This window comes from Ignavibacteriota bacterium, from assembly GCA_016716225.1.
Lineage (GTDB): Bacteria > Bacteroidota > Ignavibacteria > Ignavibacteriales > Melioribacteraceae.
Genome location: JADJWT010000001.1, coordinates 2,008,453 through 2,030,093, shown reverse-complemented (window position 1 = coordinate 2,030,093; position 21,641 = coordinate 2,008,453). Strand labels below are relative to the sequence as shown.

Annotated in this window: 13 protein-coding genes; all 13 read left to right on the top strand. The window is 29.5% G+C overall.

Annotated features, from left to right (window positions below; all coding sequences use genetic code 11):
• Positions 1-8 precede the first annotated feature (8 nt).
• On the top strand, positions 9-3,395 hold the full coding sequence (locus IPM32_08865) for a DEAD/DEAH box helicase family protein (protein MBK8945366.1): 3,387 nt from the start codon (positions 9-11) through the stop codon (positions 3,393-3,395).
• Between the two features lie 18 nt (positions 3,396-3,413).
• On the top strand, positions 3,414-4,934 hold the full coding sequence (locus tag IPM32_08860; protein MBK8945365.1) for an SAM-dependent DNA methyltransferase: 1,521 nt from the start codon (positions 3,414-3,416) through the stop codon (positions 4,932-4,934).
• Positions 4,927-6,087 carry a DUF1016 family protein gene (locus tag IPM32_08855; GenBank protein ID MBK8945364.1) on the top strand — a complete coding sequence of 387 codons (1,161 nt, stop codon included), beginning with the start codon at positions 4,927-4,929 and terminating at the stop codon, positions 6,085-6,087. The genes IPM32_08860 and IPM32_08855 overlap by 8 nt, the downstream gene beginning before the upstream one ends.
• The gene (locus tag IPM32_08850; protein ID MBK8945363.1) at positions 6,084-7,244 is read left to right on the top strand and encodes a restriction endonuclease subunit S; all 1,161 of its coding nucleotides are present in this window, start codon (positions 6,084-6,086) and stop codon (positions 7,242-7,244) included. The genes IPM32_08855 and IPM32_08850 overlap by 4 nt, the downstream gene beginning before the upstream one ends.
• 2 nt (positions 7,245-7,246) lie before the next feature.
• A complete protein-coding gene (locus IPM32_08845; GenBank protein MBK8945362.1) occupies positions 7,247-8,938 on the top strand; it encodes a DUF3696 domain-containing protein in 1,692 nt (563 codons plus the stop codon).
• Positions 8,938-9,948, top strand: a complete 1,011-nt coding sequence (locus IPM32_08840; protein ID MBK8945361.1) for a hypothetical protein — start codon at positions 8,938-8,940, stop codon at positions 9,946-9,948. Before IPM32_08845 ends, IPM32_08840 begins: the two co-directional genes overlap by 1 nt.
• Before the next feature lies 1 nt (position 9,949).
• A complete protein-coding gene (locus IPM32_08835; GenBank protein ID MBK8945360.1) occupies positions 9,950-11,488 on the top strand; it encodes a sigma 54-interacting transcriptional regulator in 1,539 nt (512 codons plus the stop codon).
• A gap of 143 nt (positions 11,489-11,631) precedes the next feature.
• Positions 11,632-12,789 (top strand): hypothetical protein, encoded by a 1,158-nt coding sequence (locus IPM32_08830; GenBank protein MBK8945359.1) that lies wholly within the window; start codon positions 11,632-11,634, stop codon positions 12,787-12,789.
• Complete coding sequence (locus IPM32_08825; GenBank protein MBK8945358.1) at positions 12,786-15,032, top strand: ThiF family adenylyltransferase; 2,247 nt, start codon at positions 12,786-12,788, stop codon at positions 15,030-15,032. Before IPM32_08830 ends, IPM32_08825 begins: the two co-directional genes overlap by 4 nt.
• A 51-nt stretch (positions 15,033-15,083) precedes the next feature.
• Positions 15,084-16,271, top strand: coding sequence for a patatin-like phospholipase family protein (locus IPM32_08820; GenBank protein MBK8945357.1), 1,188 nt, complete (start codon positions 15,084-15,086; stop codon positions 16,269-16,271).
• 381 nt (positions 16,272-16,652) lie between these two features.
• Positions 16,653-19,697, top strand: coding sequence for an FG-GAP repeat protein (locus IPM32_08815; protein ID MBK8945356.1), 3,045 nt, complete (start codon positions 16,653-16,655; stop codon positions 19,695-19,697).
• A gap of 263 nt (positions 19,698-19,960) precedes the next feature.
• Positions 19,961-20,731, top strand: coding sequence for a type IV toxin-antitoxin system AbiEi family antitoxin (locus tag IPM32_08810; protein MBK8945355.1), 771 nt, complete (start codon positions 19,961-19,963; stop codon positions 20,729-20,731).
• Positions 20,709-21,626 carry a nucleotidyl transferase AbiEii/AbiGii toxin family protein gene (locus IPM32_08805; protein MBK8945354.1) on the top strand — a complete coding sequence of 306 codons (918 nt, stop codon included), beginning with the start codon at positions 20,709-20,711 and terminating at the stop codon, positions 21,624-21,626. The genes IPM32_08810 and IPM32_08805 overlap by 23 nt, the downstream gene beginning before the upstream one ends.
• Positions 21,627-21,641: the final 15 nt, after the last annotated feature.

Here is a 21,641-nt window from a genome sequence, read left to right as displayed (position 1 = left end):
AATAAACTATGTTTGAATTAGTGTCAACAAGCAACTTTAAATTTCTTGAAAAGAAATTACCTGAATTAGCAATTCTTGGTGACTTTGCAGAACAGTATGTTTATGCTGATCCTTCAAGCGCTGCTGTAAAACTAAGATTGTTTGCGGAGAAAGTAGTAGTCATTATTTCAACGATTTTAAATCTTCAAAATGATTTCGAAGAATCCAATCTGTACAATATTATAACTACTGACGAATTTAAAAATTCTGTGCCACAAACCGTAATTCATTACCTGCATTCAATTAGAATTACTGGAAACAGAGGTGCACACGGCTCTGCTGTTGATAGTATTTTAATTTTAGAAGTTATCAAACAAGCACATCAAATCGCCAAATGGATTTATGCTTCTTATCTCGGTGGTAATGTAAAGGAACTCTCTGATTATATAACTCCAACTAAACTTGATGAAAAATCATTTGAGATTCAAAAAAGACTTTATGATAAAGAAAGAGAATTATTTGAACTGAAAGATCAGTTGGAAAAAATTAAAAATGAGAACATAGAATTATCTAAAAGTAAGTTTAATTCTGAGCAATTTAAGGAACATTCTCAAGAAGTTGCAAATGAACTTGAATTTAATGAAGAACAAACACGCAGGTTGATTATTGATTCCATGATTTCATCAGCTGGATGGAAAGTTGGAGCTAATGGTGAAGGGACAGATGAAGTTAAACAAGAATGGCCCACTGAATATGTGTATGATGAAGGGATTGTTAAGGGTAAATCTGATTATGTTTTGTTTGATCCGGAAAATGAAAAACCACTTGCTGTAATTGAAGCAAAAAAAACTTCTGCAGATGTAATTGTTGGCAGAAAACAAGCTGAGCTTTATGCAGATGGATTAGAAAAAAAATATGGTCAAAGACCGATCTTATTTTATACGAATGGATACAAAACATTTATTTGGAATGATAGAGCTGGTGAACCGCCTAGAGAAATTTTTGGAATGTACTCAAAAGATAGTTTACATTATTTAATCTATCAAAGGAATAGTGCTAAACAGCCAACAACAATTAGCATAAATAATGATATTACAAATCGTTTATATCAAAAAGAAGCGATAAAAAGAGTTTTAGAAAAATTTGAATCTAAAAGAAGAAAAGCTTTAATTGTTCTTGCAACAGGAACCGGTAAAACTAGAGTTGCAGTTTCTTTAGTTGATGTTATGATGAAATCTGATAGAGTTAAAAGAGTTTTATTTTTATGCGACCGAAGAGAATTAAGAAAACAAGCTAAAAATGTATTTCGAGAATTTATCGATGGTGCACCATTAACTATTTTAAATGCTAATTCAGCAAATGATAAAGAAAGTAGAATTTATCTTGCTACCTATCCGGCAATGAATCAATATTTTCAAAATTTTGATGTTGGTTTTTTTGATCTGATAATTGCGGATGAATCACATAGAAGTATTTACAAAGTTTATAGTGAATTGTTCAAATATTTTGACGCATACCAAATTGGATTAACAGCAACACCAGTTAATTTTGTTCATAGAAGCACTTTTACAATGTTTGATTGTAGACCTCAAGATCCAACGGCTCATTTTAGTTACGAAGATGCTGTAACACACGAACCTCCATACCTTTCAAAATTTGAAGTTTTTACTGTTACAACTAAATTTTTACGTGAAGGAATTAGATATTCTGAAATGTCAAGATCGCAGCAGCTTGAACTTGAAGATCAACTCGGTGAAGCTGCCGATGAGATTGAATACGATTCACCTAAAATTGATAATTACATTTTTAATAGAGATACTAATAGAGAAATTTTGCGTAACCTAATGGATCACGGAATGAAAATGCCGGATGGTTCATTAGGTAAAACGATTATCTTTGCAAGAAACCACAGACATGCGGTTTTAATGGATGAAGTTTTTAATGAGTTGTATCCTCACTACGGTGGAAACTTCTGTAAAATCATTGATAACTATGATCCAAGAGCTGATCAGTTAATCGATGATTTTAAATACCATAATTTAACAATTGCTATTTCTGTTGATATGATGGATACGGGAATTGATGTTCCCGAAATATTGAACTTAGTTTTTGCTAAACCTGTTAAATCATTCGTTAAATTTTGGCAAATGATAGGTAGAGGAACAAGAATAAGAAAAGATTTATTCGGTTCAGGTGAAGATAAAACAACATTTAGAATTTTTGATCATTGGGGAAATTTTGAATGGTTTGATTTTAAGTATAAACTAAAAGATCCTACACTAACAAAAGTTTTAACTCAAAGATTATTTGAAGCCCGTTTTGATTTGGCCGAAACCGCACTAGAAAAATTTGATAAAGATACGTTTAACATTGTTGCTGACCTATTATTAAAAGATGTAAATACTTTAGTGGAAATTGATACTGTTTCCGTTAAAGAAAAAATGATTGATCTGAAGAAGTTACAATCAAATAATGTAATACAACAATTTTCAACTGATACAAAAATTCTTTTGCAAAGTGTTGTTGCTCCATTAATGCAGTGGATTGATGTCAGAGGCAACTCAGAAGCTTATAAGTTTGATTTACTTATTGCAAATACTCAAAAAGCTGTGTTAACAAAAAGCGGTAAAATACATGATTTTAAAGATGATATTATTGAGCAGCTAAACTCATTATCAAAAAATATTAACCAAGTTAAAGAAAAATCTGAAACAATTAAGCTTGTAACTAATAATGAATTTTGGGTAAATCCAACTATTCAATCTTTAGAAAATATAAGACTTGAGTTGAGATCGATAATGAAATTTAGTGATAATGTTGTAACACCGCAAGTAACAAGACCAATAATAGATGTAGAAGACAGCGATATAGAAATAAATAAATACACACCGATAAAAATCGGTACTGAAATGGTAAAGTATAAGGAAAGAGTTGATGATGTTTTAGCAAGATTGTTTAGCGAAAGTATGACATTACAAAAAATTAAATCCGGTAAACCGGTAAATGAAAAAGACATTCAAGAATTGATCTCATTGGTTTTAACTCAACACCCGGATTTGAACTTGGAATTACTTTATGAATTTTACCCGGAAACTGCCGGACATTTAGATTTGGCTATTAGAAGAATTATTGGACTCGATTCAAAATTCTTAGATGAGCAATTCACTAAATTTGTAGACAATCAAACAAACTTAAATGCTACTCAAATAAAGTTTATTCAGATGTTAAAGAATCATATTGCAAAATACGGCTCGTTGAAATTAGAGACTTTATTTGAACCTCCATTTACAACCGTACACACAGAAGGAGTTTACGGTGTTTTCCCAAATGAACATCAAGCATCACAAATAATAAATATTGTTAGAGAAATTAATAATTACCCATATCAAGCAGACCAGCCGAGAGCTGAAGAATAAATCTTAGGAATTAAATTAATGTTAAATGCTGAACTGAGAAGTAAAATAGATAAACTTTGGACTGACTTTTGGACCGGTGGAATTACTAATCCGTTTACTGTAATTGAACAAATTACATTTTTAATGTTTGCACGCATGTTGGATATAAAAGAGAGCAACAACGAAAGAAAATTTCAGCAAATAAATCAGCAATATCCGAATCCAATATTTAAAAATAATGAACAGCATTTTCGTTGGAAAAGCTTAAAACAAATTTCTGATCCGCAAAAATTATTGGTAACAGTTAGGGATGAAGTGTTTCCTCATTTTAAGAGAGCAATTCAAAACGGATCAACATTTTCTGAGTATATGAAAGATGCTCAGTTAATGATTGTTAAACCAAGTCTGCTTGTTATGGCTGTTGAAACTATAGATGCTTTACCCTTACAGAAAGGTGATACAAAAGGTGATCTTTATGAATATCTTTTAAGCAAACTTCAAACATCGGGAATTGCGGGACAGTTTAGAACACCGCGTCATATTATTCAAATGATGGTTGAACTTATTGATCCAAAACCCAAAGATAGAATTTGTGATCCTGCTTGCGGAACCGGCGGTTTTTTATTTGAGTCGCTTTTATATATAAATAAAAAATTTACTTCTCCCGAATTTGTGGAAACAAGAGAAGACGGTTCTAAATTTTATCCCGGTGATTTATTATTTGACCATAACGAACATATTCAAAAAGAATTATTAACCGGATTTGATTTTGATGCAACAATGTTAAGAATTGCCGCAATGAATTTAATGCTGCACGGAATTGATAATCCCCAAATACATAATCAAGATTCTTTAAGCGGTAGATTTATTGAAAGATTTCCAAAGTATGCAGAAAATAGTTTTAATATAATTCTTGCAAATCCGCCATTTAAAGGAAGTTTGGATGCAGAAGATGTTGAACCTTCTTTAATTGCAAAAGTTAAAACTAAAAAAACTGAATTACTTTTTAACTTTCTCATTTTACGAATGTTAACACTAGGCGGAAAAGCTGCTGTTATTGTTCCCGATGGAGTTTTATTTGGAGCTTCCAAAGCTCACGTTGCTTTGCGTGAAGAACTAATTGAAAATAACCAGCTTGAAGCGGTTATTTCTTTACCTTCCGGTGTATTTAAGCCCTATGCCGGTGTTAGTACGGGAATACTAATTTTTACAAAAGGCGGAAGTACAAAAAATGTTTGGTATTACAATGTAGAAAATGATGGATTTTCTTTAGATGATAAACGGCAGCCAATTAAAGAGAATGATTTGCCTGATGTAATTGAGCAATACAAAAAAAGAGATGAAAGTAAAAAAATTGATAGATCTGCAAAATCTTTCTTTGTAAGTGCAGATGAAATTAGAGAGAATAAATATGATTTAAGCATTAGCAGATATAAAGAAATTAAGTATAAAGAACTAGAATATGATAAACCGGAATTTATTATTAATAAAATAACTTCACTGGAAAATGAAATAAATAAAGATATTGCAGAAATTAAAGAGTTAATTAATAATGGGTAAAATAAAAAATAAGGCTGATGATCAGAAAGATTATAAAAGTCTTTTTTCTGAAATAAGCATTTTGCTGGATAGTGCCCGCAAATTTACTGCTACTTCTGTAAATGCAATTCTTACAACTTCATACTGGTTAGTTGGTAAGCGTATTGTAGAATTTGAATATCACGGAATGGAAAGATCAGAATATTACGGCGATAAACTGCTGGAAAATCTCTCTTCCGATCTTAAGAAAAAATATGGCAAAGGTTTTTCCCGCCAAAATTTACAGTTAATGAAACAATTTTATGAACTTTACCCAATACAAAAGATTAGCCAGACACCGTCTGGCAAATCTTCAAAAACAACAGAGATAAGCCAGACACTGTCTGTTAAATCTTTAGCTAATGTTAGTAACGATAAACCCGATGTAAAGAATGTTTTCGAAATACTTTCAAAAAACTTTACATTATCATGGTCTCAATATGTTAGTTTAATTACGGTAAAAGATACGGAAGCACGAATATTTTACGAGAAAGAAACATTGAGAAACGGCTGGTCGGTAAGGCAGTTAAACCGACAAATATCCTCACAATTTTATGAAAGATCATTGCTATCTAAGAATAAAGCAGCAATGCTGAAAAAAGGTGAAAAAGCAATTAAGGATGATTTAGTTACTCCGGAAGAAGAAATAAAGGATCCTTACATACTTGAGTTTTTGGGTTTGAAAGATGAATACTCTGAAAACGATTTAGAAGAAGCACTTATAACGCATTTGGAAAATTTTCTTTTGGAATTGGGAAGTGATTTTGCTTTTATAGGTCGACAAAAAAGATTGCGCATTGGAACAGAATGGTATAGAATTGATCTCCTCTTTTTTCACCGAAAGTTAAAATGCCTTGTTGTTATTGATTTGAAAGTTGGGAAGTTTACACACGCCAATGCCGGACAAATGCATATGTACTTAAACTATGCAAAAGATAACTGGACAAACAAAGATGAAAACCCGCCTGTTGGATTAATACTTTGTGCGCAAAAGGATAATGCTGTTGCAAAATATTCTCTTGAAGGATTACCAAATAAAGTTTTAGCCGCAGAGTATAAATTAAAATTGCCGGATGAAAAAGTATTAGTTGATGAATTGAAGAGGACACAGAAAACATTATTGAAGGGAATATGATTAAGTACCGAGTAGGTGAAATTGTCAAAATAAAAAAAGGGAAAAAAGTAAATCAAATTTTTGATAAACCAACTAAGAATAGTAAAAGGTTTATTCAAATTGATGATTTAAGAAATGATAATAATCTAAAATATACAACTGAAGATGGTGTTGAAGTAAAAAAGCAAGATATAATTATTGCTTGGGATGGTGCAAATGCTGGTACAGTGTCATTCGGTCTAGAAGGAATAATTGGAAGTACATTAGCATCATTAAATGTAATTGATTCAAATGTTCTACCTGAATTGGTCGGCAAGGTATTACAATCAAAATATCAATTCCTAAGAGACAATACAAATGGGGCTACGATACCTCATATAAAGCGTGATGTCTTGGAGGATATTGAATTTATTATTCCGAAAGATAAAAAAAATCAACAAAATATAGTCGTACTACTCGACAAAGCCGATTCAATCCGTAAAAAAAGAAAAGAAACAATAAAACTTGCAGATGAATTTCTCCGCTCCACATTTTTAGAAATGTTTGGTGATCCGGTTCAGAATCCATTTAATTGGAATGAACTGCCATTTAAGAAATTGGCAAAAGAGGAAGATAATGCTATAAGAAGAGGACCGTTTGGAAGTTCATTAAGAAAAGATATATTTGTCCCAGAAGGCTATTTAGTTTATGAACAATATCACGCATTAAATAACGATTTTTCTTATCAAAGATATTTTATTGATGAAAATAAATTCGAAGAACTAAAGGCATTTAAAGTTCAACCTGGTGACTTTATAATTAGCTGTTCTGGAGTTTATTTAGGAAAATTAGCTGAAGTTCCTCAAGATTCACCAATTGGTGTTATAAATCAAGCCTTATTAAAAATTACATTAGACAAAAGTGTCATTAATAACAAATATTTCAAATTTGTTTTTAGTTATCGCGGTATACAAAATAGAATGTTCAGTTCGCAAAGAGGCAGCGGTATTCCAAATTTTCCACCTATGAGTGTAGTAAATGAATTTATGTTTCCAATTCCTCCACCCGAACTCCAAAACAAATTTGCTGAAATAGTAGAAAAAACAGAAAAGCTAAAAGAAAAATACCAGCAAAGTCTAGAAGAATCAGAAAACCTATTTAACTCACTAATGCAAAGAGCATTTAAGGGAGAGTTGTAAAAATGTTAAAGAAAATTAATTTCTCCGGATTTAAAGGTAAGATCTTTGATGAAATTGAATTGAAGCCGATTACTTTGTTATTTGGACCTAACAGTGCCGGCAAGAGTTCAGTAATTCAAGTAATACATTACTTGAAAGAAATACTAGATAGAAGAAATTATTCACCAAGAGGAACCAAACTTGGCGGAAATGCAATAGATTTAGGCGGATTTAAGAATTTTGTGTTTAATCATGATCTAAGCATTCCTATTGTAATGGAATTAGAATTTGATTTAAGTATGGGAGACTTACCTGGGGCTCAAAATGTGGCAGATGACTTAGATTCAGAGAAAAATAGATTTGATATATTTACTGATTTTAGCACTCAAGTTAAATCAGCAGCATTAATGATACACGTGAAATGGATTGATACTTTAAATAGAGCCGAAGCTACTTATTATAGTATTGATATCAATGACGAAGATTTTATTTCTATCAGTCTTGATTATAATAGTCCCAGAAACTTACATACTTATATATCTAATTTAAATATTAACCATCCTGTTATAAGGGGATATGATACATTCTCCGACAATATTGAATTATTTTTAAGTGCTCTTGGTTTGGATTCAGCTATAAGTGAGGATGAGTTTAGGATTAATATAAAGGGTAATTCTTCTGTTATCCCAAATCTTGACGAAGATATATTTTTTGAACAAGGAGTTTTATCATCTAGTGAAATGGACTGGTTTGATACTAAACAAACAGCAAATGAATTACATGAAAATTACTATGAAATTATTGAATTATATAAGAAAGTAATTTTAAGCGTTGGCATTCTTGCAAAAGATGAACTAAACCGATTTAGATATATTGGTCCAATAAGAGAAATACCGCCCAGAAATTATGATCCACATTTTGAAGATGAAATTGAACGATGGTCAAATGGTTTAGCCGCTTGGGATTTAATTCTGAATAGAAAAGTGAATTATATTTTACTGAATGAATGGCTGCAAAAATTAAAGATCAATTATCATTTTAAACTTAAAAAAGAACTTACTTCTTTAACTTCGGTAGAATTAAAAAGCTTGTTGAATAATTCCGAAGAAGAAATATTACAACAAATAAAACAAATATTTGAAAGTGTTGATTTAGATGTCCCGCTTTTTCAAAATAGTTTAGAATTTAATATCTATAAAGAAATAAAAGATGGATTTGATAAATTTGATAAATCACTTAATAAGAAAATTGATGACAATTCAATTTGGGCTTTATTTGAAAACAATCTTAAAATAGAAGTAAAGCCTCATGATGTTGGTATTGGTATTTCTCAAGTTCTTCCAATTATTATTGCTGTATTAACACAAAAAAATCCAATATTGGCAATAGAGCAGCCTGAACTGCATATTCATCCGGCTTTACAAGTTGAACTTGCAGATTTATTTATTGACGGGATCAACAAAAATCCAGAAGCAATTTACTTAATTGAAACTCATAGTGAACATTTTATTTTGAGATTATTAAGAAGGGTTAGAAATGCTTCAAAAAGTGATGACAAGTCACTAAAGTTAACTCCTGAACAACTAAACATTTACTACATCGATAATGATGATATATTTACCAATGTTAAGAAAATAACTGTAAATGAGAGAGGAAGATTTAATGAAAAATGGCCAAAAGGATTTTTTGAAGAACGAATAGATGAGATTGGATAATGGTTTTTACTTATACTTTTGAGGATAATTTTTTCTATAACCTCTTTGAAAATGATCTAGAAATAGGCTTAGAAAAAACTAACAATATTATTGATGCGATAAATAAAAATTCTATTTTAGTTGATTGCAGTGATGAGCAGAGATTTAATAATCTTGCATGTGAAGTAAAGGAGATACACAAAAACTTATTAAGCGAAGCGGATGATGAGATTCTTAAGAAAGAGTTAGAAGTATTATGGTTTGATAAAATAGAGAAAAACCATTTTTATATCAAAAACAGAAATTGTGATTGTGATGAGCATAGTTGTAATTTGGACAAGAATATTAATGAGATCAAAAAGTATATTTCAAATTTCCCATCATTTGTGCTGACAACAGCCGACATTTCAGAATACTCTTTTATTAATATTTTTAATTACCGAACAAATGGGTACTATAAAGAAAATTTTATTAAGACTTGTTATGAAAGTGAGTTGGAGCTTTCATTTGAAATTGGAAAAAATATAATAAAAAAAATGTGGCACCCAATTATAAATCTTTGTACACATGAAATTATTATTTTGGATACTATCTTATTTGAAAAATGGGATGATAATTATTTGAATGGATTAAAACAGTTTGCCGAAGTAATTGCTGAAATTAATTCAAATATTAAATTAAAAATTATTACCCGTAAAGGTGAACATAAATCGATTCATTCTCATCATGCATATTCACAACATGAAATTAAAGAGCAAATTTTAGAATCAATTAAATCAATTGATAATGTAAAAGTTGAAATATTGCTTTGCGATAGAAGCGCTAAACTTGATCATGACAGATTTATTATGTTTGATGATAAAATTGCTTTAGAAATTAATAAGGGTGTAGATACATTTTATTCAAAAAACAATTCCATTTCTAATTATAGGATCATTTATTATTATACGCATGAAGTTCAGAAGTATTTTAGCGATCCTTTAAGAAATTTAATAACAGATACCGATTTTACCAATATTAAAAATTATTAATATGATTTATTTTTCATTCATCGGGAACCACGATTCAATCAATTCAGATTCAAAAGAATATGGTGCTTTTATAAACATATTTAACGAATATCAAAAAGAGATAAATAGAATATTTTTATTTGTTACTCCTTCAACTGGAATTGTAAACTATAACAAAATTGCATCTGATAATATTGAGCAAATAAGAAAGTTAAAACCAAAAATTGAAATTGAAATAATAAAATTTAATATTCCAAACCCCGTTGATTATGATATTGTTTATCCAATCCTTTTAGATAAAGTTTTAGAGATTGTAGAAAAAAATAAAATCAAAAAAGAGAGAAGTATTATTAATATTACTTCTGGCACTCCAACAATGACGGCTTGCTGGGTATTGCTTTCACAATCTGGTATAATTCCTAACGCAACTCCAGTACAGTCTTTTCAATCAAAATTTTCTAGGAAAGGTAAAACAACCGAAGAAGTAAATTTTAATATTGATGATTTTCCAAAAATTACTGCCCCTTCTTCGATGAAAAGACAAATTACAATACTTTCAAGAGAAAAAGAAAATTTAGAAGAAAAATTAGAAATTGAAAAACTTAAACAAGAACTTCCTTCAATAATTGGTGAAAGTAAAAAAATACTTGAAATTAAGGATCAGATATTAAATGATATTAATCAAAAAACTCATGTTCTAATAATAGGTGAAAGAGGAACTGGTAAGGAAATTGTTGCAAAAGCTATTTGGGAAAAATATCATAGTGAAAAAGATGAAATCCTAAATACAATAGATTGCAGTGGTATTCCAACTGAATTAGCTACCTCTGAATTATTTGGTCATGTTAAAGGAGCTTTTACTGGAGCGGTTGAAGACAAGAAAGGTATTATTGAAGAATATAAAGGGAAGATTCTGTTCCTTGATGAAATTGGAAATCTTTCTCTTGAAGCTCAATCAAAATTGTTGAGAGTTTTAACTCATGGTGAATTTAGAAAAGTTGGTTCAACAAAACCAAGTAAAATAGAGATTCAAATAATTGCTGCAACAAATAAAGATGTTTCTGATGATAATATTTTTGCTCAAGATATTAAAGATAGATTTCATGAGATAATTAATCTCCCGCCGTTAAGAGAAAGAAAAGAAGATATTAATTTTTTAGTTAACTACTTTATTAACCTTAATTCTAAATTGAACAGTATTCAAAATCCAGTCATATTAGATCAAAAAATTGTTGATGTATTAGTTGATTATAATTGGCCAGGTAACATTAGAGATTTAGAAAATTTTATAAGTAGGCTTTTAAGAAGATTTAATTCCGGTGGCAAAATTAATTATAAAGATTTACCAAAAAGATTTATTGAAAGTATTTTAGCTGATGATAAAATAGATGTATTTTTACCTCCATTACCATTACTAATACCACTTCCAGAGTATTCACACAAAATTATTGAGAAAGCTAGAGCCATAGCAAAAACACATAGTGAAGTAGACCAACTATTGAAACAGCATGTTGGTACCGAAAGACAAAGAAATCACAAAGAAAAAAATAAAAATAAATAAACTTCCGTTACTAAAATAACGTTCAAAGTTAAATAAGTAACATCTCCACAATTAATAAGTTCATAATTCGACTAATATTCCAAATAAATTAATTGGCATTATTTGTGATTAAAAAGTTTGAAAATTAAAAGGAGAGTTATAAAATGGGAATTTTAAAACCTGATCGAGGAATAATATTTTGGCCTATCGGAAATGGTGATAGTACAACAATCTGTATTACAAAAGATACTGTTGCACAAGTTGATTTACATCATATGGAAAAAAGTAATGAAAGAGATGATCCACATGTGGCAATAATTGATGAATTAATTAAAATTCTTCCAAGGAAAGATAATAAACCATTTCTTAGTGCCTTCATCTTAACTCATCCAGATAAAGATCATATTCAAGGGTTTAATGAGTTGTTGAAAAAAGTAAAAATAGGAGAAATATGGCACACACCTAGAGTTTTTAGAGAATACAATAAAGATCTTTGTGATGATGCTATATCATTCAAAAGTGAAGTTAAAAGAAGAGCAAAAATAATGATTGAGAAAAATGGAAATGTTACTGATGGTGACCGAGTAAGATTAATAGGATACGATGATTACATAAAGGAAAACAAAGATTATAAAGATTTTCCCCAAAAATTTATCTCTGTTCCTGGAAGTTCAGTTGAAGAAATTAACGGTGTTGATCACTCCGATGTTTTTAGAGCATTTATTCATGCTCCCTTTAAGGAAGACTCAGAAAATGATAGGAATGAAACTAGTCTTGCGATGCAAGTTAGATTAATAAATGATAAATGTTGTTGCAATTTCATGCTTCTTGGAGATTTATCTTACCTTACAATTAAAAAGATTTATGAGAGATCGGATTCTAAGGATGTTAAATGGGATGTTCTGTTATCTCCTCATCACTGTTCAAAAAAAGTGATGTATTGGAAAGGTGAAAATGATGTCGAAGAAAAGTTAAAACAAGATATACTGGATGATCTAAAAAAATCTGGAGAAAAAGATTCATATATAATTGCATCTTCAGAGCCTATTCCAACAACGAATAAAACAGGAGATAATCCTCCCCATGCTAAAGCGAAAAATCGATATGAAGAAATAGTCTCAAAAGAATTTATTTGTACTATGGAACATAAAGGAGAAGATGAACCTCAACCCATTGTATTTGAACTGGATGGAGATAACCTAAAACTTAAAAATGAAAAAAAGAAGATGAATTCTATTAAAGAAACGTTGGGTGGATCAATAGTAGCTGCACGGGGTAATCATGAACCCCCATCTACAAGGACAGGTTTTGGATTGTTATGAATACTAATCAAGAATTTGCAATTGAACAATTAAAAGCTATTGAATCTGAAGATAAGGGCAATTTTGAAATATTAAAAATTGATGAACTTAAGGTTAATACAGACTATATATTTGTTAATATTTCAATACCGACAAAATTATATGAAAAATGTACCGATGGTTTTAATTTTCGCCCACGAGAAAGAATGACAATACTAATTCATACTGATTTTCCATACACAATTCCATCTACGTATTTTTCTGACTATAGGTATATAGGGAAACCTCACGTTCAATGGGGTAAAAAAATTTGTTTATATCAAGCACCAGATGTTGAATGGGACCCAGCAGACGGGATGTTTGGTTATATATCAAGACTAGATTTGTTTCTTAAAAAGGCTTCTCTAAATCAATTAGATTTAGATGATGCTCCTTTGCATCCCCCGGTAGCATATTTAAGTGCAAAAATTGATTATAAAATAATTCCCAACAAAAATACTCCCAGTTTTGAAGGAGATTTTTGGCTTGGAGCAACTGAATTAATAAAACTTAACAAAGAAAGTTTGATTATTTCCGATTGGAAAGATTTAAAACAAATTAAAAAAAGTGCTTTGAATGCCGCAGCAATTCTAATGAAAAAAGATATGCCTTTTGAATATCCATCTTCTCTTTCTCATCTTATTTTCCTTTTAGAAAAAAATGGATTAGATATAGTAAAATGTATTAAGCATCTTCAATTAGTAGCTGAAAAAAACAAATCTACAAATCCATTAATTATAATAATAGGAACTCCAATGCGAGGACCTACTATAAATCGCAAACAACATTTGTTGGCATGGTATATCAACATTAAAGCGACAAGATATTTATTAGGATTCTCAAATATTAAAAGGAATATAAATTCAATTGGTAGAAATATAAATTTAGAGAAATTTATAGAGTACGCTCAAAAATCAGAAGTACAATGGTGTCAAATTTTAGAGAATCGAGAGGAAATAATAATCCCACGTGATAATAATTCTCCAACAACTTATTTTAGAAACAAAACCATAGACTTATGGGGTTGTGGTGCAGTTGGTAGCCATATTGCTGAATTTCTTGTAAGAGTTAAGCCTAAAAAATTAAATATTTTTGACAATGGCATAGTTAAGCCAGGATTATTATCAAGACAATTATTTAATGAAAATGATATTGGGGAAAATAAAGCAAAAGCGTTAGGGAATAGAATTAATAAAATTTATTCGCATTTACATAAAGTTGAAATTCAATCTTACAATTTAAATATTCTTAGTCTATTAGATGAAAAACAGATGGAGAACAGCAGAATTATTATTGATACAACTGCTTCGAAAAAAGTGTTAAGAAAATTAGATGGTGAGTTATTAAATAGAAAATTAAAAGGAAAAATACTTTCAATTGTTATTGATAGTAAAGCGATGAGAGGAATGATTGTTATTAAGGCTGATAAATCAAATTGTGGTATTATCGACATAATTAGAAGATCCCATAGAGTTCTTTGCGAAAACAATAATGAACAATGGTTATCTGCATTTTTCCCAAAACAAATGGATAATTCAGATTCTTTAATTCAACCTGAACCCGGTTGCTCGGATCCGACATTTTATGGATCTGAGACTGATTTAAGTACACTATCTGGCTTAATGTTAAATTGTATATCAAGAAACTTATTTGATGACAACAATTTAAGTAAGTGTATTTTTGTTTCTCAAAATATCATTGAAACTAGTGAAGAAAAATACTTTGAAACATTAGTACCTGAATATAAGGATTACTTGTGTACTGATGATCCGATTAATAATTATAAAATATTTATTAATGAAGAAGCATACAAAAAGATCATTAAGATTATAGAAAAAGAAAATAAAAATAGACATTATCCACTTGAAACCGGTGGTTTGATATTTGGAGGATGGGATGATCTCAACAAAGTATTATATGTTGATGAAGTTAGTGGACCTCCTAAAGATAGTAAATCATCTAAAAATTATTTTGAATGTGGGATTGAGGGAACAAAAGAATATAATGAGGTTATTAAAAAAAAATATAGAAATTCATCTTACTTTGTTGGACTTTGGCATTCCCATCCATTTGGTGATAAAGGTTTTAGTAATACCGATAAAGTAAGTATGAAGGTAGTTGTCACGAAATTGTCTCCTCCAAAATCATTACTTTTAATTATAGCATATAATAATAAAAATATAAATCTTGGTGGATATGTTTTTAATAAATCTCAATTTTTTTAATTAAGCTATATAGAAAAAAAAGATTCAAATTAAATTGGTGAGAAATAAAAATTGAAAATCATTAATGAAAAAAAAATATCTGTCGGTCTGGCACTTTCTGGCGGAGGCTCTAGGGCTATTGCATTTCATTTAGGTTGTCTGAAAGCATTACATGAATTAAATTTATTAAAGGACATTGATACAATTTCTAGTGTATCCGGTGGATCAGTAATTTCAGCCTTATATTCTTATAATAATGATTCTTTTGAAAAATTTGAAAAGGACACAAAGAAATTGTTAGCAAAAGGTTTACAATGGGGTATTTTCTTTACTGGTTTTAATACTGTTTATGGTTTACTTATTATGTTTAATTACTTATTCTTCTTGCCGATTGAAGCTTTACTTTTGTTCATAAAACTAGTGTTTACAATAATTTCAAAAATAACTTTTCTTGATTTTAAAAAACTTAATAAAAAAATATCTTTTTCTTTACCACGTAAGTTTAATAGAACAACATTGTTTGAAAAATATTTAGAAAAAAAATATCTAAAAGGAAAAAAAATAACCGATAAAACTAGAAACAATATAAATGTTGTATTTAATGCATGTGAATTAATTACCGGCACAGCATTTCGGTTTGGCAACAAAGAATCTGGTTGTTGGCGTTATGGTAAAGTAAAAGGTAATAATGTTAAACTTTCAACGGCAGTCACAGCATCAGCAGCTTTTCCAGTATTACTACCAGCTATGAATAGAATTTGGGAAATTGAAAAAAGAAATGGAGATATAAAAAAAGAAAGATTGTTTCTTACTGATGGTGGAGTATACGAGAATCTTGGAGTGTCGGTATTAGAACCAAATAAGAAAGAATTATATAGTTATAACCACTATCCATCGGATTTTATAATTTGTTGTAACGCTGGCCATGGACAATTTAGAAAAAACTGCAAACCTAGTTGGTGGGCAACAAGGATGACGAGAGCTTTTTCGACAGTATTTAAAAATGTCCTCCATTTATACACCGATAAACTTTTTATTTATAAAGAGACTAAGAAAATTTATGGTTTTGTTAATGCATACTTAGGCCAAATTGATGGTAAATTAGAACCACATATTAAAGATTTAATTCCAAGAGAAATTGTAATTGATTATCCAACAGATTTTGCAAAAATGCCTAAAGAAGAAATGGGCAAAATAATTTTACGAGGTTATCAATTAACTACTGGTTTATTAAAATATTATTATCCTGAACTGATTTAGTTTTTGTTAAGTCATTCAATACGAAATAAATAAAGTTCATTGTAAATAAACTATTCTTGATTTTTTACTTTTTTCACAATTTTCTCCCCGCTCCTTCCAACAACATAAGCCCAATTCCAATTTGGAGAAGTGTCCAAGCTTCATTAATTAACCTAAATGCAGATATTGAAAGTAATTTTGAGAAATGGCATGGTTACAAAAATTAAGAAAGTATACAAAAGGAAATAGCTGATATTAAAAAAAACAAAATATTATTACTATCCTATATAAAAAAACTTGAAACCCATTTTATTAATATTTAAGTTATTACTATTATTTATACAAAACTAATCAAAATGTTAAAGTCTAATAATAATAATTATACAACTTTTTAATTCCTTTATGACCTCTTTTATCTCTAGTCTCTCAATATTATTTGTCTTTTATATTTACTTTTTTTCAAATATTTATGGTCAAACCCAGTTTTCTCTAGGTTTTACCGAAGATAACTTAGCCGGCGATTCTCAATTTGGTTATTCTGTAAACACAGCAGGTGATGTTAATAATGATGGTTTTGATGATGTAATAATTGGTGCCTTTATTAACAATCAAGCTTCTATTTTTTTTGGGAGTGCATCAATGAATAATAAACCTGATATTATTTTAAAAGAAGATGGATACTCTTTTGGAAAATCTGTTTCCTCAGCAGGTGATATCAATAATGATGGTTATGATGATATTATAGTTGGAGACCCACTTGCAAATAAGGTATATGTTTATTTAGGTGGAGATAATATGGATGATATTGTTGATTATATTATAAACGGCTATAATTATGATGAGTATTCATTTGGTAAAGTTGTTGCAACTGTTGGGGATATTAATAATGATGGTTATGATGATATTATAATTGGTTCGGATAACGATTTTTACATCGGCGCAGCGTATCTTTTTCTTGGGAGTAAGGATTTTGATTTAAATTGTGATCTTATATTAAAAGGAGAGGATAGAGAAAATTATTTTGGTAGTTCTATTTCTTTTGCAGGAGATATAAATAACGATGGGTATGCTGATTTTATTATTGGAGCCTATGGATACAATTCGACAAATGGTAAATGTTACATTTATTTAGGGAATAAGGAAATAAATGATATCATTAAAATTGAATTAATTCCTTCGCCAGATATTGGTTTATTTGGGAGATCTGTTTCTGGTGCATGTGATGTTAATGGAGATGGTTACGATGATATTATAATTGGATTGAAGTCATCAACAAAAGGTAATGTTTATATTTATTATGGAGGAGAATCCTTAAATGACGCTCCAAACATAATTTTAAGTAATGATATAGAATACGATGAGTTCGGATTTTCCATCTCTTCTATTGACGATATAAATAATGATGGCTATGATGATATTTGCATTGGAGATCCGTCGTACTTATCTTCGCAAGGTCGAGCTTATATTTATTTAGGAGGTGAACCATTTTCAAGTTCGCCAAGCATTATTTTAAGCGGTGAATCTAATGTAGATTTTTTTGGTAATTGTGTTTCAAAAGCTGGCGATGTGAATAGTGATGGGTATGCTGATTTTATTATTGGAATTCATGGATTTTACAATTATAAGGGTAAAGCAAATATTTACTTAGGTAGCACTTCAATTAATGATATTTCAACAATTTCAATGCAAGGAAGTGGCATACAGAACGTTTTTGGTTATTCTGTATCTTCATTAGGAGATGTTAATAAAGATGGATTTGACGATATTATTATCAGTGCAAGAGGTTATGATTCAAATAAAGGAAGTGCATATATTTATTTTGGAGGTACAGATGTTGATAATTATGCTGATGTTATTTGTTTTGGAGAAAACTCTCAAGACTATTTTGGAACAATAATCTCCAAGATCGGAGATATTAATAATGATGGTTATAATGATGTTTTTATTGGAGCACCTTCTTTTGAATCTGATAAGGGAAAAGGATATTTATATTTTGGTGGTAGTTTCATGGATAATATTCCCGATATAGTTTTTATCGGTAATAAATTTTATGATCATTTTTGTAGCTCTGCTTCTGGAATTGGAGATATAAACGGAGATGGTTATGATGATTTAGCTATTGGTTCAAATAAAAATGGAAATGGATCTGTTAATATTTATTTGGGTAGTAATAATATTTATCATGTTGCTGACTTAATACTTCAAAAAGATGGTTCTTCTAATTTTGGTCATTCAATAGCTTCTGCTGGCGATATTAATAATGATGGTTATGATGATTTTTTAATTTCATATCAGAACGCTGTTCCCAATAATAATGCAGTATCAATATATTTTGGCAATAAAAATTTACTGGATATTAGTAATTCATTTATTGTTATCGAGAAAACAGATGTTAATTTTGGGCAATCGGTTTCCGCTGCAGGTGATGTTAATAGCGATGGATATGCCGATATAATTATTGGGGCTGGTTCTGCTACATCGATTGGTTCTTCATACATTTATTTCGGTGGAAATGCTATGGATTCTGAACCTGATATTAAACTTTCTGATGGTAATTTTTATGATGCTTTTGGCTATTCAGTTTCAACAGTAGGCGATATAAATAAAGATGGATATGATGATGTTATTGTTAGTGCTCATGGTTACGATGCATATACCGGTAGTGCATACATTTATTTTGGTGGAAGCTCAATGGATATAATACCTGATATTTTTTTAATTGGTGAAAATAGAGATGATTTATTTGGTTCCGTCGTATCTAATGCTGGGGATATAAATGGTGATGGTTATATGGATATTCTAACTAGTTCAAAAGAATACAATAATAATGGGAAAGCATATACCTACTTTGGCCAAGAATTAAGTAAAATTCAAGCTCCAAAATTAAATTTTCCAACTAATAATTCAGAAAAAATTTCAAAAAAAGTTGATCTTGTTTGGCAAAAATCAATTGATATTGATTTTTATCAAATACAAATCTCTCTAGATTCAGATTTTGTACAACTCGTATTAAAAGAAAATATTTTTTTTCCGGATACAATTTACAACTTCAATAATCTAAATAAATTAACTAAATATTTTTGGCGTGTACGACAATGCAAAAAAAATGTTTTTGGTTCTTGGTCAAAAATTTGGAATTTTACAACATTGGAAGGTTCAATTCCCGAAAAACTCGTCATGTCACAAAATTATCCTAATCCATTTAATAATCAGACAAATTTTGAATATGGCATTCCCGACTTTTATGAAATTAAATTTGAAATTTTTAACATTTTAGGTCAGAAAGTTACAACAATATCTATTGGTGAAAATAATCCTGGATATCATGTATTCAACTGGAAACCGATAAATTTGTCAAGTGGTATTTATATTGTAAGAATTTATGCTAGTGATAAAAATCAAAAAAAAGAATTCGTAACCAGTGTTAAAGCCATTTTATTAAAATAAGTATTTATACTAATTATTTTAAACATTTTTTAGTATTTTCTCACAACTCCTTCCAACACCATAACCCGCCAATTCCAATTTGGAGATGTATCCATGCCTAATTACTTAATCTAAATGCCAATAATCCAAAACGATGCGGATTAAAACTCACATTATTACAATTCTTGAAAATTTATTAGTTATTAAATATTAATTTTCGTATATATATTATATACATAATTCAACAAATATTAACTTTGGTTAAAAAATGTAGATAATGATATATGAATCATATACGAAAAACAACAAAAACTAACCAACTTATAAAAAGTTGGCCCCGCGGTACAATAAAAACTGTTACAGAACTGAAAAGATTAGGCTATTCTCCACAGTTACTAAAAATGTATTCAAATTCTGGTTGGATTGAACTATATTCCCGCGGAGTTTATAAATTGTCTGAAGATAAAATAACCTGGATGGGAGTTTTGTATGGAATACAGAATAAAACAGAAACAACAATACATGCCGGTGCGAGAACAGCATTGGAGTTGAAAGGTTTTGGACATTTTGCTCGAGAAGCTGACAAATACTTTTTTGGAAAAAGAGATGAAAGCTACAGCTTAGTATTAAAAAATTTTCAAGGAATTGTATTAAAGAAAACAGAAGTATTTCCCTATAATGAAAAAAACTTTTTCACTAATCACAATGCGGGAAATTTTGAAATAAAAATATCAGCCGCGGAATTGGCTGCAATGGAAATGATATATTCTATACCTTCTGAACAATCATTTAATGAAGTTATGTTGATAATGGAAAATTTGACAACTCTCCGTCCAGATCTAGTTCAACAATTACTACAAAAAGTTGATTCATTTAAAGTAAAAAGAATATTTATGTGGATGGCAGAAAAAAATAATCATGCATGGATAAAAGAACTTAATTTGGAGAAAGTAGATTTTGGGAAAGGTAAAATAAGCATTGTAAAAGACGGTTCATTAGATAAAAAATATCAAATAACAGTACCAAAAGAGTATGAACAAAACTCAATATTTTAATCAGGCTGAACTATTATTACAAGTTCTTCCAATTATAAATCAACATAAAGTATTTGCACTTAAGGGTGGTACTGCAATTAATTTTTTTGTGAGAAACCTTCCAAGATTATCTGTAGATATCGATTTGACATATTTAGAATTAAAATCTAGAGATGAATCACTTGCAGATATTACTAAAAGGCTAGATGAAGTGTGTAATTTAATTGGGAGACAATTTCCAGAAATTGCAATTCAAAAAAAATATTTATCCGGTACAAAATTTATTAGAGGAATTGTTGTAAATAAAAATGGAACAACAATAAAGATAGAACCAAATACAGTTATTCGGGGTAGTGTCTTTGATCCAAAAGAATTAAGTTTATGCAAAAATGCAAAAGATGAATTCGAATTATCGCTCACTGCAAAATGCTTATCTTTAGCTGACTTATATGGAGGAAAGATTTGTGCAGCTCTTGATAGGCAGCATCCTAGAGATTTATTTGACATAAAACTCTTATTTGGCATTGAAGGAATAACCAAAGATATTATAACTGCATTTATCTTTTATTTAATTAGTCACGATAGACCAATGGTGGAAGTATTAAATCCAAATCTCATTGAAATAAAACAAATTTATGAGAACGAGTTTATCGGAATGACAAGTGTGATTGTTTCTCTTGAAGATTTACTTAATATTAGAAAAAATTTAATTACTGATATTAAAAATAAATTAACGGAAGAACAAAAAGAGTTTATCCTATCGTTTAAGAATATAAAACCGGATTGGGGATTATCCGGAATAAAAAATCTTGATCAATATCCTTCTGTTAAATGGAAACTATTGAATCTAGAAAAAATGAGTAAACAAAAACATCAAATTGCATATGCAAAATTGAAAGAATATCTTATTAAATAGTTTTTAAATTATTAA

What these genes read in the sequence shown, in the direction of transcription:
- IPM32_08865 (MBK8945366.1), top strand. Translation starts at nt 9, where the DNA reads ATGTTTGAATTAGTGTCAACAAGCAACTTTAAATTTCTTGAAAAGAAA.
- IPM32_08860 (MBK8945365.1), top strand. Translation starts at nt 3,414, where the DNA reads ATGTTAAATGCTGAACTGAGAAGTAAAATAGATAAACTTTGGACTGAC.
- IPM32_08855 (MBK8945364.1), top strand. Translation starts at nt 4,927, where the DNA reads ATGGGTAAAATAAAAAATAAGGCTGATGATCAGAAAGATTATAAAAGT.
- IPM32_08850 (MBK8945363.1), top strand. Translation starts at nt 6,084, where the DNA reads ATGATTAAGTACCGAGTAGGTGAAATTGTCAAAATAAAAAAAGGGAAA.
- IPM32_08845 (MBK8945362.1), top strand. Translation starts at nt 7,247, where the DNA reads ATGTTAAAGAAAATTAATTTCTCCGGATTTAAAGGTAAGATCTTTGAT.
- IPM32_08840 (MBK8945361.1), top strand. Translation starts at nt 8,938, where the DNA reads ATGGTTTTTACTTATACTTTTGAGGATAATTTTTTCTATAACCTCTTT.
- IPM32_08835 (MBK8945360.1), top strand. Translation starts at nt 9,950, where the DNA reads ATGATTTATTTTTCATTCATCGGGAACCACGATTCAATCAATTCAGAT.
- IPM32_08830 (MBK8945359.1), top strand. Translation starts at nt 11,632, where the DNA reads ATGGGAATTTTAAAACCTGATCGAGGAATAATATTTTGGCCTATCGGA.
- IPM32_08825 (MBK8945358.1), top strand. Translation starts at nt 12,786, where the DNA reads ATGAATACTAATCAAGAATTTGCAATTGAACAATTAAAAGCTATTGAA.
- IPM32_08815 (MBK8945356.1), top strand. Translation starts at nt 16,653, where the DNA reads ATGACCTCTTTTATCTCTAGTCTCTCAATATTATTTGTCTTTTATATT.
- IPM32_08810 (MBK8945355.1), top strand. Translation starts at nt 19,961, where the DNA reads ATGAATCATATACGAAAAACAACAAAAACTAACCAACTTATAAAAAGT.
- IPM32_08805 (MBK8945354.1), top strand. Translation starts at nt 20,709, where the DNA reads ATGAACAAAACTCAATATTTTAATCAGGCTGAACTATTATTACAAGTT.